The following is a 15,120-nucleotide window of genomic DNA, read 5'->3' as shown; positions in this document are numbered from 1 at the left end:
AGAAGGTATGGAACATATTTTATCAATTTTAATATTTTTTCCGGCATTTGCTGCATTTATAGGGTTTTTAGTAAAGAGTGATTCTATTAGAACTTATGCAATTATTGTCACAGCACTTGAGTTTTTGATTTCACTTATCTTATGGTATGGCTTTGATAGTTCAACACCAGATATGCAGTTCATGGAATCAATTCCATTAATTAGCTCTTATGGGATTAATTATGTTGTAGGAATAGATGGTATTTCACTATTTTTAGTTCTTATGACTACATTTATGACAATGATTTCAATTATTGGATTAACAGAGACTAGGTCTTTAAAAAATATGCTAATCACTGTGTTGTTTTTAGAGATGACTATGGTGGGAGTATTTTTAGCTTTAGATGCCATTGTCTTTTATCTATTTTGGGAACTTTCACTTATACCTATGCTGTATATCATAGGTGCATGGGGTGGAAACTTAAGAATTTATGCTTCAATTAAATTCTTTATTTATACCTTTACAGGTTCACTTGTAATGCTTATTGGTATGCTTTATTTAGGGTATGTTTATTATGTGACAACAGGAACATGGAGTTTTAATATCTTAGATTGGAATATGCTTTTACTTCCATTTGACATGCAACTTTGGCTATTTGTAGCATTTTTCTTAGGATTTGCTATCAAAGTTCCAATGGTACCATTTCATACTTGGCTTCCTTATGCCCACGGTCAAGCACCAACAATTGGTTCTGTAATACTAGCTGCAGTGTTACTAAAAATGGGAACTTATGGATTTATTAGATTCTCTCTTCCTCTTTTTCCTGATGGAACAGTCTATTTTATGATACCAATGGCAATATTAGCTCTTATAGCTATAGTATACACTGCAATGGTAGCTTATGGACAAGAGGATATAAAACAAGTAATTGCTTACTCTTCTGTTTCTCATATGGGTGTAATTATTTTAGGAACATTTGCACTAAATGTTGAAGGTATTGGTGGGTCAATTTTCTTAATGATTTCCCATGGTATTGTTTCAGGTGCACTGTTCATGCTTGTGGGTGTGATTTATGATAGAAGGCATACGAAAATGATGAGTGAATTTGGTGGATTGGCAAGAGTGATGCCAAAATATGCAACTATATTTGCAATCATGCTTATGGCTTCAGTTGGATTGCCTTTAACTATTGGTTTTGTAGGAGAGTTTTTATCTCTATTAGGATTCTTTAAAGTATCACCAGTGATGACTTTAATAGCAGGACTTACTATTATTTTAGGTGCAGTTTATATGTTAGTTTTATATAAAAAGACTTTCTTTGGACCAATAACAAATCCAAAAAATGAGAATCTTGAAGATGCAAAAGGAAGAGAACTTGTTGCTTTAATTCCTTTGGTTGCATTAGTTATTATTTTAGGGATTTATCCAAAACCAATATTAGAGCCTGTTAATACTTCGGTAAAACATTTAGTGGAAGTTATGAAGATAAAAGCTCAACAGCCAGCTTCTACAGCACAAATCTTATCGTCAAATACAATTGGGGAGGCAAAATAATGATACCAGCTATTTCAATTGATTTTGCAAGTTTAAACTTTGGAACTATAGTTCCTATGTTAGTTGCTATTGTTGGAGCCTTGGTTATTTTATGTGTTGATTTAGCAAATAAAAAACTTGATAAATCTCTATATATTATTTTGGCAGTTCTATTTTTGATTGTAGATTTAGGAACGCTAGTAGGATACAACGGCGATGTAAGAGGTATGTTTGATTTGATGTTGGTTGATGGTATTTCAATACTTTCACAATCAATTATTATCATTGCTTCAATTTTGTTTATTTTATTGTCATTTACAAAACAAAGATTTAATGAACAACGATATCCTGAGTATTATGCATTATATTTGTTTATGATTGCAGGTTTTCAGTTTATGGTAAGTTCTGATTCACTTATTTTGATATTTGTTGGATTAGAAACTGCATCAATGGCACTTTATACAATGATTGCTATGCATAATAGAATAAACGCAATTGAAGCAGCAATCAAATACTTTACAATGGGTGCCTTAGCAGCTGGACTATTTGCTTTTGGTTCACTTATCTTTTATGCTCTAACAGGAACTGTAGAACTTGGTAAAATATCTGAAGTATTAGTGGCATCTGATTTTGAAAACTATCCATTTGTTTTATTAGGTGTTGTATTTATACTTTCAGCTTTAGGATTTAAACTTTCACTTGTACCATTTCATGTTTGGGTTGCTGATGTATATGAAGGCTCAACTGCTTCACTTGCAGGGTTTATGTCTATTGTTCCAAAAATGGCAGGTTTTGTAGTAGCTCTTAGATTTTTTGAAATATTTGTTTCTTCAGGAAATCTATTTGTAGAAGCGATTTTATATGGTGTGGTAATTTTGACTATGACTATACCAAATATCATAGCCCTATTACAAAAAGATATAAATAGAATGCTTGCTTACTCATCTATTTCAAATGCTGGGTTTGCCTTATCTGCTATTTTAATAGGAACAACACAAGCCACAACTGCTATGTTTTTATATTGGATTTTGTTTTTAGTTACAAATCTTGGTGGATTTGCAATGTTATGGCTAAATAGAAATAAAGATTATAAAACATTTAAATCAGACCATGATATGGAAAAATATGCGGGACTTATAAAAATATCTCCAATGACAGCAGTTATTATGGGACTATTTTTACTCTCCCTTGCAGGTATTCCTCCCTTTGCACTGTTTTGGGGTAAAATGTATCTATTAGGTGCTGCTGTAAATGCTGGATATGTAGTATTAGCAGTAATCATGGCTTTAAACTCTGCAATTGCAGCTTACTATTACCTAAGACCAATTGTATATATGTTCTTAAAAGAACCAGTTGTTGATGGTATAAAATATATGGAAAATGCAACAACTACGAGTAAAGTAGTAGTTGGAGCTTGTGCAATATTTACTATAGTTTCAATATTCTTTATTGAAAATATTTTAGAAGTGATTTCTTATTATATTCAGATTTCTGGTTATTAGAAAAATTGCAAGGTCATAAACTGACCTTGCAAAAATTTAGTTAGAATTTTTCATTCCTTTTCCCATACCTTGGCCTTGACCCATGCCTTGACCTTTATTCATACCTTTTTGGCTTTTTTTCTCACTCATATTTTTCATTTGCCCTTCTAGCAGTTCCATTTTACTTAGTTGTTTATCTGAGTTAGTATCAAACTGTTCAAAAGTTGGAGCATTCCCTGCATTTTTCATTCTCATACCTTGTTCTGCTTTTGCATTCATTCTTTTTTCTCTTAAATCATAAAATTCAGTTTGCGAAATAGAACCATTTTTGTCACTATCATAAGCTTCAAAACTCATAGGACCTTTTTTTGTAAAATCTGTAGCACCTAGTGCTGCAACAAGTGAACCAGAAACCAAAGTCATAATGACTAATTTATATGCTTTCATAACATTCTCCTTAATTAACATAACTAATTATACTCTTTTAACTTAACATTATGTTAACAATATGGAAAAATAAAAATATTTGCATAACCAAAGATAAAACCATAACTTGCTACAATCTTTTGATTAAAAAAGAAGGATAGAATTTGAGAAAAATTAGTGTTGCACACTCTCCGGATGCTGATGATATTTTTATGTATTATGCTATAAAATTTGGTTGGGTTACTCCAAAAGATGCAGTTTTTGAAAATATTGCTGATGATATTGAGAGTTTAAACCAAGCTACAATAAATGGTGTGTATGACATCTGTGCAATCTCATTTGCGCTGTATCCTTTTGTAAAAGATGATTATGCTCTTTTGAAAACAGCAGTTTCGTTTGGAAATGGCTATGGACCAAAGTTAGTAAAGAAAAAAGATGTAAGATTAAAGAAAAACTTTAAAGTAGCACTTAGTGGCGAGTTTACGACAAATGCTCTGTTATTTAAAATTGCATATCCAGATGCAAGAGTTACATATATGAACTTTTTAGAAATAGAACAAGCTGTATTGGATGGTGTTGTTGATGCAGGTGTTTTAATACATGAGTCAATACTTACCTTTGATGATAGTTTGGAAGTTGAACGTGAGCTTTGGGATATCTGGCAAGAGTTAGCTGGTAAAGAGTTGCCTCTTCCTCTTGGTGGTATGTGTTTAAGAAGATCAATTCCTTTAACTCATGCAATTGATTATGAAAATACTTTAATAAAAGCAGTAAAAGTAGCAAATAAAAATAAACATATACTTTCTGATATGTTAATAGAAAGAGGACTTATAAGAGTTGATGCACCAACCCTTGATAAGTATTTAGACCTTTATGCAAATGATGATTCTATTGAGTTAAGTGAACTTCAATATGAGGCTTTAGATAAACTTTATGAACTAGGGTTTAAACATGGTTTTTACGAAAACCTTATTAAGTCACGAGAATTTTTAATACCTAGTGAATATGAAGAACTAAGAGCAAAATAATTGATGGAAAACTATTTTGAGCAAATAGATTTTAAAAAATATAGTTCCATTAAGATTGGTCCTCTTGTTGATGTTTTAGTTATAAATGAGATAGGTGATTATAGTGAGTACCAAATAATAGGACAAGCTAATAATATACTTGTATCAGCTACTCCTCCAAAGTTTGCAAAACTTGGCAAAGCTTTTGATTATATAGAACAAAAAGAAGATAAACTACATGTAGGGTGTGCTACAAAATCTGGAAAGCTTTTATCTTATGCAAAAAGAAATAATCTAGCAAATTTTGAATTTCTTGGTAAACTTCCTGGAAATCTTGGTGGTTTGATTAAGATGAATGCAGGCTTAAAAGAGTGGGAGATATTTAATTATATAGACTCAATCAAAACAAAAGATGGCTATATTAAAAAAGAAGATGTACAATACGGATACCGATATACAAATATAGATACTATAGTTTATGAACTTGTATTTAATATATCTAGTGGATATAGTAAAGAGATGAATGAACTATTTTCTAAAATGCGAAACAATCAACCACAAACTCCTAGTGCAGGAAGCTGTTTTAAAAATCCACTTGGAGATAGTGCAGGAAGATTGATAGAGCAAGTTGGATTAAAAGGGTTTAATAAAAATGGCATGTCCTTTTCAAAAGTACATGCAAATTTTTTAGTAAATGATGGTGGTGGAACTTTTGAAGATGCAATATTTTTAATAAATCTTGCAAAGCAGAAGGTAAAATCAGAGTTTAATATCGATTTACAAACGGAAGTTATAATTTTTTAGCTAAAAATGTTAATTTTAAAGCTTAAGTGCTTTTAATCTAATTATGTTAGAATTCGTGTTCGAAAAAAATTAGTGGGGTTATTTTTATAGTGAAAAATTTAGTTATCGTAGAGTCACCAGCAAAAGCAAAAACAATTTCAAAATTCCTTGGACCGGATTATAAGGTTATGGCATCAATGGGCCATGTAAGAGATTTACCAAAGTCAAAATTAGGCTTTGATCCAGCGGATAATTTTAAACCTCAATATCTTATTTCCACAGATAAAAGAAAAGTAATTGCTGATTTGAAAAAAGAGATAACAAAAGATACAACTATCTACCTCGCGGCCGATGAGGATAGGGAGGGAGAAGCTATTGCATGGCATCTTATCCCAGCACTTAAAGTTGAAAAAAACCCACTAAAAAGAATAGTATTTCATGAGATTACAAAGGGCGCAATTTTAAAAGCCTTAGAAAATCCAAGAGAAGTAAATCAACATCTAGTTGATGCACAACAAGCAAGAAGAATCCTTGATAGAGCAGTTGGATATGAGCTTTCTCCACTATTATGGAAAAAAGTAAGATATGGACTTAGTGCTGGAAGAGTTCAAAGTGTTGCTGTTAGAATCATAGTTGATAGAGAAAATGAGATTAGAGCTTTTGTTCCAGAAGAGTTTTGGAAAGTAAAAGCAGACTTTATAAATCCTGAATTAAAAACAGAACTTGCAAAAATCAATGGAAAAGTAAAAAAAATCAAAAATGAGCAAGAAGCTAAAGTAATCGAGGCTTCTATCAATCAAGGTGATTTTGACCTTTTTGATATTGAAGAGAGTGAAAGTAAAAGAAACCCAGCAGCTCCTTTTACAACTTCAACACTTCAACAAGAAGCAAGTAGAAAACTTGGATATTCTGTAAAACAGACTATGGTAATAGCACAACAACTTTATGAGGGAAATATTCAAAATATCCCAAATCATACAGGTGGTTTGATTACATATATGAGAACTGACTCCTTAAATCTTTCAGCAGTTGCAACAAGTGCTGCTAAAGAAGTGATTGAAAAAGAGTATGGAACTGAATACAGCTTAAAAAGTCCAAGAGTGTACAAATCAAAAGCAAAAGGGGCACAAGAGGCTCACGAAGCTATTAGACCTGTTGATTTAAGTTTGAAACCTAGCATGATAAAAGCTTATGTTGATAATGCACAGTATAGACTTTACAGTCTTATTTGGAAAAGAACACTTGCTACTCAAATGCAAACAGCAAAAATAGCAAACACTACATATAAAATAAGTGCAGGAAAAGATAAAGAGTACGAGTTTCAAGTAAAGGGTCAAAGAATTATTTTCCCTGGTTTTATGAAAGTTTATACAGAAGGTAGTGATAATCCTGAATCTGCACTTGATAGCAGTGAAAAGATACTTCCTACTATAAAAGTTGGTACAAAATTAGATTTAGAAAATCTTGATTTAGAACAAAACTTTACAAAACCACCAGCACGTTATACTGAAGCTTCGTTAGTTAAAAAGTTAGAGAGTGAAGGAATTGGAAGACCATCTACTTATGCTCCCACAATCTCAACTATTCAAGCAAGGGAATATATTACAAAATCTGAGGACAAAAAGTTAATACCTACTCCAACAGGTGAAATAGTAAACTCGTTTTTAACTGACCATTTTCCTCATATCTTGGACTTAGGATTTACAGCAAAAGTTGAAGAAGAGTTTGATGATATTGCTGATGGAAAGATTGCTTGGCAGCAAGTTATGCAAGACTTTTATGGTGATTTTAAAAAAACAATAGACGAAAAAGAAGAGAGTGTAAATAAAGAAGATTATTTACAAATAAGAGAAATAGGGATGCATCCAAAATTAGGAAAGCCTGTAAGTGCAAGAGTTGGTAGGTTTGGACCTTTTGTTCAAATTGGAACAAAAGATGATGAAGAAAAACCTCTTTTTGCAGCTATTCCAGAGCATTTAAATATGGATACTATTACTATGGATGAGGCTTTGTATTTATTTACTCTTCCTAGAGTTGTTGGACAAACAACAGAAGGTGAAGATATAAAAGCAAATATAGGAAGATTTGGTCCATATTTACAAGTAAAAACTAAATATTATTCACTAAAAGAAGATGATCCTTATACTATAGAACTACCACGAGCTTTAGAGCTTATCAAACACCTTGATGAAGAGAAAGCAAAGGCAACTATAAAGAACTTTGAAAAAGAGAAAATTATTGTTCTTGAAGGACGATATGGTCCATATATTAAACAAGGTAGAAAAAACTATAAAATTCCAAAAGGTAAAGATGCTACTTCTTTAGAGTTGGAAGATTGTTTAAGTATCATAGAAAATGATTCAAAAACTACAAAAAGAGCTCCTGCAAAAAAAGCACCAGCTAAAAAAACACCAGCAAAGAAAGCACCTGCAAAAAAAACCACGACTAAGAAAACGACTGCTAAAAAAGAGAAATAATCTTGAAAATAGCAGTTCTTTCTGATAGTCATAAAAAAGTTGATTTAACAAAAGAGGCTATTGACTTTTTAAAAGCAAAGGGCGCACAATACTTGATTCATGCAGGTGACTTGTGCTTACGTGAGAATTTAGAACTTCTAAAAAGTTCATCTTTACCTTATGTGTGTGTATATGGCAATAATGACAACTCTTTAGTTCATCTTTCAAATGAATTTAAAATAGAGAATGAGCCATATTATTTTAAAATAGAGGATATAAAGTTTAAACTTATGCATCTTCCTTTTTATATGACTGGCGATTGTGATGTTGTCATTTTTGGACATACTCATATCTTTGAAAGTGAATATAAAGGGAATACTTTATTTTTAAATCCTGGTGAAATATGTGCGAGAGAAAAACCTCTTAGTGAGTGCGTATTGTTGGAAATTAACCCAAATGAGTATATAATTAACTATTACTCAAAAAATATAAATGAAAAAGAATTTTTAAAAAAAGAGATAAAATATGAGCGATAATAAAGAGATATTTTTATGTGCCATTTGTAATATTGAAAGTGGTACTTGTAATGAAGACTGTAAATTTTGTACACAAAGTGTAAAATATAAAGCAGATATATTAAGATATAAAAGAAAAGAGATAGAACAAGTTGTAGAAGAAGCAAAAAGAGCAAAGGCAAATAATGCTAATGGATTTTGCCTTGTAACAGCAGGAAAAGGCTTAGATGACAAAAGATTAAAGTTTGTTGTTGAAGCAGCTAAAGCTGTAAAAAAAGAGAATTTAGGACTTATTTTAATTGCTTGTAATGGAACTGCTAGTGTTGAACAACTGCAAACGCTTAAAGAGGCTGGGGTTGATGCTTATAATCATAACCTTGAAACAGCAGAAGACTTTTATCCTGAGATTGTTACAACTCATACTTGGCAAGAGAGATATCAAACTTGTAAAAATGTAAAAGAAGTAGGATTAAGACTTGTATGTGGTGGAATTTTTGGTCTTGGAGAAACCCAAGAACAAAGAGTATCAATGCTTGAATCAATCGCATCTTTAGAGCCTATGAATGTACCTTTAAACTTTTTTCATCCAAATGAAGCTTTACCAATAGTAAGTAATAGTGTTTCAAGAGAAGAGGCATTTGAATTAATCAGTTTAGCCCGAAATTTGGTTCCAAATGCAATGAAAATAATGGTTGCTGGTGGAAGAGAACTTATGTTTGGGGAAGAGCAATATAAGATTTTTGAAAAAGGCGCAAATGCCTTCGTAATAGGAGACTATTTAACTACTTCAGGGAAGTCTCCAGTAGAAGATATGAAAGAGCTTGAAAAACTAGGATTTAAAATCAAAAGAGAAAGAGATTAATAAAAACAAATGGCAGAAGAAATCCTAATAATAATCTCAATTTCGATAATAATTTTTATCTCTCCTTTGGTATCGAAATTTACAAAGATACCAACGGTTCCTGTTGAGATTATATTGGGAGCACTTGCTGTTTATTTTTCTTTGATTGTTGAGCACACTATTTTAGAGCTAGTTGCAGAACTTGGATTCTTATATTTGATGTTTTTAGCAGGTCTTGAAGTTGATTTAAAAAAGATAATCAATTCGGACCCCTTAATTCTTAAAAAGTCGTTAGTTTATAATGGGGTATTATTCTCCCTTTCTTTTTTAATAGCATGGTATTTCGAACTAAGTAATGTATTTGTAGTTACTCTTCCTTTAATCTCTATTGGTATGCTAGCAGCATTAAGAAAAGAGTATGGAGATGAAGACTGGGTCTCTATGGCAATACTTGTAGGTCTTGTAGGAGAGATTGTTTCTATTATAGTTTTAACAACAGTTTCTGCAGGATTAGAGCTTGGATTAGGTTGGGAATTTGCTAAAACAATGATGTTGTTTATGGTGTTCTTATTTAGTTTATTAGTAGTATACAAAGTCTTTCATAACTTATTATGGTGGTATCCTGAAATAAAAAGATATCTTATGCCAGATGATGATCATCAAGAACAAGATATAAGAGTCTCTATGGCTATTTTCTTTTTATTGATTACTATTATGATTTATTTAAAACTAGAAGTGGCATTTGGAGCATTTATTGCAGGTACTTTTATAAAGACATTTTTTGAGCATAATAAAGCTCTTCCCACAAAACTAGAGCACTTTGGTTTTGGTTGGCTAGTTCCAATATTTTTTATATCTGTAGGTTCTTCTTTTGAGCTTGAAGCACTATTTCATGATGGACTTTTTCTTAAAGCCTTAACAATAGTAGGGGCTATGATTTTTATTAGGTTCGTAGCATCATTTTTATTTATGAAAGAGTTAAAGGGTGGGAAGTTTCTTTTAATAGGGCTTTCTCATTCAATGCCGCTTACTCTTTTGATTGCAGTAACGACATTGGCTTATCATAATCATAGTATCACTCAGTTTTATTATTATGCATTTATTCTAGCTTCTATTTTAGAAGTTTTAATTGTAATGATAATAATAAAACTGCTAACTTATTTCTTATTTAGAAACAATGTAAACCAAGCTATCATCAAATGATATATCATAGTTAGAAGGCATATCTTCTACTAAAATAACCACTCTAAAAAATTGATCTTCTTTGTGATTTCCAGCTACAAGTTGTTTAAAATTTGTAGAGTCTAAATCTAACTTTTTAGTAAAAAATGAAACATTTCCTTTGAAGTCAACAATTAATTTTTTCTCATCTTCTAAATAAAACTTTTTCATAATTTTATATTTTGTATTTAAAGTCATTTTATCATCTGAATACTCAACAGTTAAAAATGGTAAAACCTTTAAACTTTTAACTTCCATTTGCATATCATCTTGCATTTTTGGTTCATCTTGAGCTGTCATTTCTTCTGGTCTTGGTTTTACATAAATAACAGGACCTCTCTCTTCAAGCTCTTTGGCTTTAGCAACAGCTTTAGCTTTTTCCATTTTTGCTTTTGCAGCTTCTTTTTTTGCAGCTTCAACTTTTTTTAGTGCTTCTTGAAGCATCTGTTCTTTTTTTATTTGAGCCTCTTTTTCCATTTGCTCTTTTTTCATCTCTTCTTCACTTTTTGCAACAGCAGATGGTAAAGGTTTATTTACATCGCCCTCATGCAAAATAGGGGTCATATCTTCTAGTTCAATATCTTGGTTTTTTTCCATAAACTCAGCTGGGTAGTTTTGGTCTATTTCCATAAGTCTTGCAACTTCATCATCATATGCTTTTGTTGGCATAAACGGATTTTCCCTTGCTTGCAAAGAAGCAACAATAAGTAGTGATGTAACAATTAAAGGTAAAGATTTCATTCTTCTGGCTCCAAATTTTTTAATTCAAAATACTCTTTTTGTAATCTCGCATTACTCTCTTGAAGTCTATTTATTTCACTAGTTAAATAAGACTTCTTATTTTTAAGTGATTTATAAACCTCAAAAGAATTTACTCCAAAGAGTAAGTTTGCCACATGATAGCTTAGAAAAAGCGTAATAGCAATAGAAATTATTGCTATTACAGTAAATCGTTTTATCTCTTTATTTACATAACGTTTACTTTTCTTTTGCATATTATAATACTATTTTTTAGAAAAAGGTTGTTTCCCTAAATATTCAGCATAAGCAATTTCAGCACCAATTTCTAAAAGTCTGTTATATTTAGCGATTCTATCACTTCTTGCTGTACTTCCTGTTTTGATTTGTCCACAATTTAATGCAACTGCAAAATCAGCAATAAACGCATCTTCTGATTCTCCAGATCTATGTGACATAACACAATTATAATTGTTTCTTTGTGCCAATCTGATTGTTTGCATTGTTTCACTAACTGACCCTATTTGATTAGGCTTAATTAAAATTGAGTTTGCAATTCCTTTTTGAATACCTTCTGCAAGAATATTTGCATTTGTTACAAATAAATCATCACCTACTAATTGAACTTTTGAACCTAGTTCTTCAGTTAATATTTTCCAACCATCCCAATCGTCTTCACTTAATCCATCTTCGATAGATACAATTGGATATTTTGCACAAAGGTCAGCATAATAAGCAACTAACTCTTTTGAAGTCAATTCTCTATTTTCTGATTTTAGTACATAAAGACCTTTGTCATTAATGATTTCAGATGCAGCAACATCAAGTGCGATTGCAATTTGTTCACCAGCTTTATATCCAGCTTTTTCAATTGCAGTCATAATAACTTGGATTGGTTCTTCGTTTGATTTTAAGTTTGGAGCAAATCCACCCTCATCACCAACTGCTGTACTCTCACCCATCTCATCAATTACTTTTTTTAAGTTTTGGTAAATCTCTGCTGTTGCTCTTAAACCTTCATTGAAGTTTTCAAAACCAACTGGCATAATCATATACTCTTGAAAATCAACTGAGTTATTTGCGTGTTCTCCACCGTTTATAATATTGAACATAGGCACAGGCATAGTCATTGCATTTGCTCCACCTAAGTATCTATATAATGGAATTTGTAAAGAAGCAGCAGCAGCTCGTGCTACTGCCATAGAAACACCAAGAACTGCATTTGCACCAAGATTTGAATAGTTGTCTGTTCCATCAATATCTTTCATAGTTGCATCAACTTCTGCTTGATTATAAGGGCTTAAACCAATTAATTCATTTGCAATTGTTGAATTTACATTTTCAACTGCTTTTAAAACACCCTTTCCTAAAAATCTTTTATCGCCATCTCTTAATTCTAAAGCTTCTCTTTTACCAGTACTTGCACCACTTGGAACGATTGCACTTTGTTTTGTACCATCACTTAAAATAACTGTTGCTCTAACTGTTGGATTTCCTCTTGAATCTAATACTTCATCAGCATAAATGTTATCAATATATACCACGTAGGTCTCCTATAAATATTTAAATTTCTTAGATTTTATCTAAAAAATCATTTTAAAGTTCTTTTATGGTTTTAGGGATTTTTAATTATTTTGTGTAGTGGAGGTAAGTGTAGTTTTGTAAATAGTTAAATCTAAGAGAAAAATCTCTTAGATATTAATCTTCACCTTCTTCTGAGCTTTCATCACCTTCAAATGGTACTGCATCATTTACACCCATTGCTTCAAGGATTTTTTCTTCAATCTCTTTGGCTATTTCTGGATTTTCTCTTAAGAATACTTTTGAGTTCTCTTTACCTTGACCTATTTTACTGTCGTTATAAGAGAACCAAGCTCCTGCTTTATCAACGATGTCTAATTTTACACCATAATCAACAAGTTCACCCATTTTAGAAATACCTTCTCCAAACATGATGTCAAATTCTGCTTGTTTGAATGGAGGTGCAACTTTATTTTTTACAACTTTTACTTTTACTCTATTTCCTATTGAGTTTTCAGCTTGTTTAAGTGTTGCAATTCTTCTAATATCAAGTCTAACAGAAGAGTAAAATTTAAGTGCATTTCCACCAGTTGTTGTTTCTGGACTCCCATATCCTGTCATACCGATTTTCATTCTAATTTGGTTGATGAAAATTACTGTACAGTTCATTTTATGTAAAATACCAGTGATTTTTCTTAAAGCTTTACTCATAAGTCTAGCTTGAACACCAACTTGTTGGTCATCCATATCCCCATCAATTTCTACTTTTGGAGTAAGTGCGGCAACTGAATCAATTACGATTAAGTCTACAGCTCCACTTCTAATAACAGTTTCAAGTATCTCTAAAGCTTGCTCTCCAAAGTCTGGTTGAGAAACAAGTAAGTTATCTGTATCTACTCCTAAATTTTTAGCATAAATAACATCAAGTGCATGTTCTGCATCAATAAAAGCACAAACTCCACCTTGTCTTTGGCACTCAGCAATTGCATGTAAAGTTAGTGTAGTTTTACCTGAAGATTCAGGTCCATATATCTCTATGACTCTTCCCTTTGGTAATCCTCCAACACCTAATGCTAAGTCAAGTCCTAATGAACCTGTACTAATAGCTTCTACTGGAACAGTCTCCTTATCTCCAAGTCTTACAAGTGAGCCTTTTCCAAAAGCCTTGTCAATTTGTTTAATAGCTAAATCTAGTGATTTCTTTTGATTTTCATCCATGTTTTTTTCCTGCATCTTATTAATTTTGTGTATTTTATCAGAAATAGTTTTAATTGGGAAAAATTATTACAAATTGTAATAAAATTTATTCTTGATTTTCTTTTTTTGTCTCTTCATCTATTTTTTGAACAGTCTCAATTGTCTTTATGTGGGAGTTTACTCTTTTTTTCATAGTAAACTTTTTTATATGTTTGGCAAGTATTTTTGTATATTTCTTATAATTTCTTGAACCCTTCTCAAAGGTAGCAAGTTTTTTCTGGATTTTGATAATATCTTCTGAAATAAAATTTTCTGACATAAAATACCTAATTTTTAATTTATTAAATTATTACATATTCGCTCTTAAAATAAAAGTTAAATAATATATTAGGTAAAATAAAACAATTATAATAAAGGGCCGTAAATGTTTAATGAGAAAAATATTTTAATTACTGGTGGGACTGGAAGTTTTGGTAAGAAATTTACACAAATGATACTTAAAAGGTATAAACCAAATAAAATTATAATTTTTTCAAGAGATGAACTTAAACAGTATGAAATGTCCCAAGATTACAATGACAAGTGTATGAGATACTTTATTGGAGATGTAAGGGATGCCAATAGACTTAAAAAAGCTATGAATGATGTGGATTATGTTATCCATGCTGCAGCTTTAAAACATGTTCCAATTGCAGAATACAATCCAATGGAGTGTATAAAAACAAATATTGATGGTGCACAAAATGTAATTGATGCTGCCATTGATAATAGAGTTAAAAAAGTAATTGCCTTGTCAACTGATAAAGCCGCAAACCCAGTAAATCTTTATGGAGCGACAAAATTAGTATCTGATAAACTTTTTGTTGCAGCAAATAACTTAGTAGGGAAAAGAGATATCTCTTTTTCAGTTGTAAGGTATGGAAATGTTTTAGGAAGTCGGGGTTCAGTAGTTCCTTATTTTGAGAAGCTAATTAGAAATGGTGCCAAAGCTTTACCAATTACAGATGAAAAAATGACAAGATTTATGATAACACTTGAGCAAGGTGTCGATTTTGTTCTTAAAAACTTTGAGCGAATGAAAGGTGGAGAAATATTTGTACCAAAAATTCCATCTATGAAAATAGTAGATTTAGCAAAGGCAATGGCTCCAAGTTTACCCCTTGATATTGTAGGAATTAGACCTGGTGAGAAACTTCATGAAATAATGTGTCCCTCAGATGATTCACATTTAACAATAGAGTTTGAAGATCATTTTGTAATAGGTCCAACAATAAAATTTCATTCAGTACGAAATTATCTTGAGAATAATTTAAGAGAAATTGGTATGCAAGTTGAACAAGGTTTTGAATATAACTCAACTAAAAATGATGAATGGCTAGATGAAAAAGAGTTTTTAAATTTAATAAAAGGCCTTTAGTTAA

Annotated in this window: 15 protein-coding genes; 9 read left to right on the top strand and 6 right to left on the bottom strand. The window is 31.4% G+C overall.

All coding sequences use genetic code 11. The features are described 5' to 3' along the window. Positions 1-7 precede the first annotated feature (7 nt). Positions 8-1,534: an NADH-quinone oxidoreductase subunit M gene (locus tag Q0617_RS06490; protein WP_298751707.1), complete on the top strand. Its 1,527-nt coding sequence runs from the start codon at positions 8-10 to the stop codon at positions 1,532-1,534. Continuing rightward, entirely contained in the window at positions 1,534-3,015 is a 1,482-nt protein-coding gene (nuoN, locus tag Q0617_RS06485; protein ID WP_298751706.1) for an NADH-quinone oxidoreductase subunit NuoN, read from the top strand. The genes Q0617_RS06490 and nuoN overlap by 1 nt, the downstream gene beginning before the upstream one ends. A gap of 36 nt (positions 3,016-3,051) precedes the next feature. Here nuoN and Q0617_RS06480 read toward each other — a convergent pair whose 3' ends face one another. Continuing rightward, positions 3,052-3,441: an EF-hand domain-containing protein gene (locus tag Q0617_RS06480; protein ID WP_298751705.1), complete on the bottom strand. Its 390-nt coding sequence runs from the start codon at positions 3,439-3,441 to the stop codon at positions 3,052-3,054. Between the two features lie 143 nt (positions 3,442-3,584). Here Q0617_RS06480 and Q0617_RS06475 point away from each other — a divergent pair, with 143 nt between their 5' ends. From Q0617_RS06475 to Q0617_RS06450, 6 genes are all read left to right on the top strand, one after another. Continuing rightward, the gene (locus tag Q0617_RS06475) at positions 3,585-4,448 is read left to right on the top strand and encodes an MqnA/MqnD/SBP family protein (RefSeq protein ID WP_298751704.1); all 864 of its coding nucleotides are present in this window, start codon (positions 3,585-3,587) and stop codon (positions 4,446-4,448) included. Positions 4,449-4,451: 3 nt separating this feature from the next. Then, entirely contained in the window at positions 4,452-5,231 is a 780-nt protein-coding gene (locus Q0617_RS06470; protein ID WP_298751703.1) for a UDP-N-acetylmuramate dehydrogenase, read from the top strand. An 89-nt stretch (positions 5,232-5,320) separates the two neighbouring features. After that, the gene (gene topA, locus Q0617_RS06465) at positions 5,321-7,687 is read left to right on the top strand and encodes a type I DNA topoisomerase (protein ID WP_298751702.1); all 2,367 of its coding nucleotides are present in this window, start codon (positions 5,321-5,323) and stop codon (positions 7,685-7,687) included. A 2-nt stretch (positions 7,688-7,689) separates the two neighbouring features. Continuing rightward, positions 7,690-8,202: a YfcE family phosphodiesterase gene (locus Q0617_RS06460; protein WP_298751701.1), complete on the top strand. Its 513-nt coding sequence runs from the start codon at positions 7,690-7,692 to the stop codon at positions 8,200-8,202. Further along, positions 8,192-9,043, top strand: coding sequence for a biotin synthase (locus Q0617_RS06455; protein ID WP_298751700.1), 852 nt, complete (start codon positions 8,192-8,194; stop codon positions 9,041-9,043). The genes Q0617_RS06460 and Q0617_RS06455 overlap by 11 nt, the downstream gene beginning before the upstream one ends. 9 nt (positions 9,044-9,052) lie before the next feature. Continuing rightward, positions 9,053-10,225, top strand: coding sequence for a cation:proton antiporter (locus Q0617_RS06450; RefSeq protein ID WP_298751699.1), 1,173 nt, complete (start codon positions 9,053-9,055; stop codon positions 10,223-10,225). On the opposite strand, the gene Q0617_RS06445 is transcribed toward Q0617_RS06450, so the two are convergent. The 5 genes from Q0617_RS06445 to Q0617_RS06425 form a co-directional block, all read right to left on the bottom strand. Then, positions 10,187-10,984, bottom strand: coding sequence for an AMIN domain-containing protein (locus Q0617_RS06445; RefSeq protein ID WP_298751698.1), 798 nt, complete (start codon positions 10,982-10,984; stop codon positions 10,187-10,189). The two genes, Q0617_RS06450 and Q0617_RS06445, sit on opposite strands and share 39 nt — an antisense overlap. Continuing rightward, the gene (locus Q0617_RS06440) at positions 10,981-11,238 is read right to left on the bottom strand and encodes a septum formation initiator (protein WP_298751697.1); all 258 of its coding nucleotides are present in this window, start codon (positions 11,236-11,238) and stop codon (positions 10,981-10,983) included. The genes Q0617_RS06445 and Q0617_RS06440 overlap by 4 nt, the downstream gene beginning before the upstream one ends. A 9-nt stretch (positions 11,239-11,247) precedes the next feature. After that, positions 11,248-12,525, bottom strand: coding sequence for a phosphopyruvate hydratase (eno, locus tag Q0617_RS06435; RefSeq protein ID WP_298751696.1), 1,278 nt, complete (start codon positions 12,523-12,525; stop codon positions 11,248-11,250). A 154-nt stretch (positions 12,526-12,679) separates the two neighbouring features. Then, positions 12,680-13,720: a recombinase RecA gene (gene recA / locus Q0617_RS06430; RefSeq protein WP_298751695.1), complete on the bottom strand. Its 1,041-nt coding sequence runs from the start codon at positions 13,718-13,720 to the stop codon at positions 12,680-12,682. Positions 13,721-13,805: 85 nt separating this feature from the next. Next, positions 13,806-14,018: a hypothetical protein gene (locus Q0617_RS06425; protein ID WP_298751694.1), complete on the bottom strand. Its 213-nt coding sequence runs from the start codon at positions 14,016-14,018 to the stop codon at positions 13,806-13,808. Between the two features lie 105 nt (positions 14,019-14,123). Between Q0617_RS06425 and pseB the strand changes: the two genes are divergently transcribed. Beyond that, on the top strand, positions 14,124-15,116 hold the full coding sequence (gene pseB / locus Q0617_RS06420; protein ID WP_298751693.1) for a UDP-N-acetylglucosamine 4,6-dehydratase (inverting): 993 nt from the start codon (positions 14,124-14,126) through the stop codon (positions 15,114-15,116). Positions 15,117-15,120: the final 4 nt, after the last annotated feature.

The organism is uncultured Arcobacter sp., assembly GCF_937982575.1.
Taxonomy (GTDB): domain Bacteria; phylum Campylobacterota; class Campylobacteria; order Campylobacterales; family Arcobacteraceae; genus Arcobacter.
The sequence above is the reverse complement of the archived record's forward strand: the minus strand, read 5'-3'. Positions and strand labels throughout refer to the sequence as shown.

Bases quoted from the DNA above. Each gene is read 5' to 3' on its own strand.
- Q0617_RS06490 (WP_298751707.1), top strand. From the start codon at position 8: ATGGAACATATTTTATCAATTTTAATATTTTTTCCGGCATTTGCTGCA.
- nuoN (WP_298751706.1), top strand. From the start codon at position 1,534: ATGATACCAGCTATTTCAATTGATTTTGCAAGTTTAAACTTTGGAACT.
- Q0617_RS06480 (WP_298751705.1), bottom strand. From the start codon at position 3,441: ATGAAAGCATATAAATTAGTCATTATGACTTTGGTTTCTGGTTCACTT.
- Q0617_RS06470 (WP_298751703.1), top strand. From the start codon at position 4,452: ATGGAAAACTATTTTGAGCAAATAGATTTTAAAAAATATAGTTCCATT.
- Q0617_RS06455 (WP_298751700.1), top strand. From the start codon at position 8,192: ATGAGCGATAATAAAGAGATATTTTTATGTGCCATTTGTAATATTGAA.
- Q0617_RS06450 (WP_298751699.1), top strand. From the start codon at position 9,053: ATGGCAGAAGAAATCCTAATAATAATCTCAATTTCGATAATAATTTTT.
- Q0617_RS06445 (WP_298751698.1), bottom strand. From the start codon at position 10,984: ATGAAATCTTTACCTTTAATTGTTACATCACTACTTATTGTTGCTTCT.
- Q0617_RS06440 (WP_298751697.1), bottom strand. From the start codon at position 11,238: ATGCAAAAGAAAAGTAAACGTTATGTAAATAAAGAGATAAAACGATTT.
- recA (WP_298751695.1), bottom strand. From the start codon at position 13,720: ATGGATGAAAATCAAAAGAAATCACTAGATTTAGCTATTAAACAAATT.
- Q0617_RS06425 (WP_298751694.1), bottom strand. From the start codon at position 14,018: ATGTCAGAAAATTTTATTTCAGAAGATATTATCAAAATCCAGAAAAAA.
- pseB (WP_298751693.1), top strand. From the start codon at position 14,124: ATGTTTAATGAGAAAAATATTTTAATTACTGGTGGGACTGGAAGTTTT.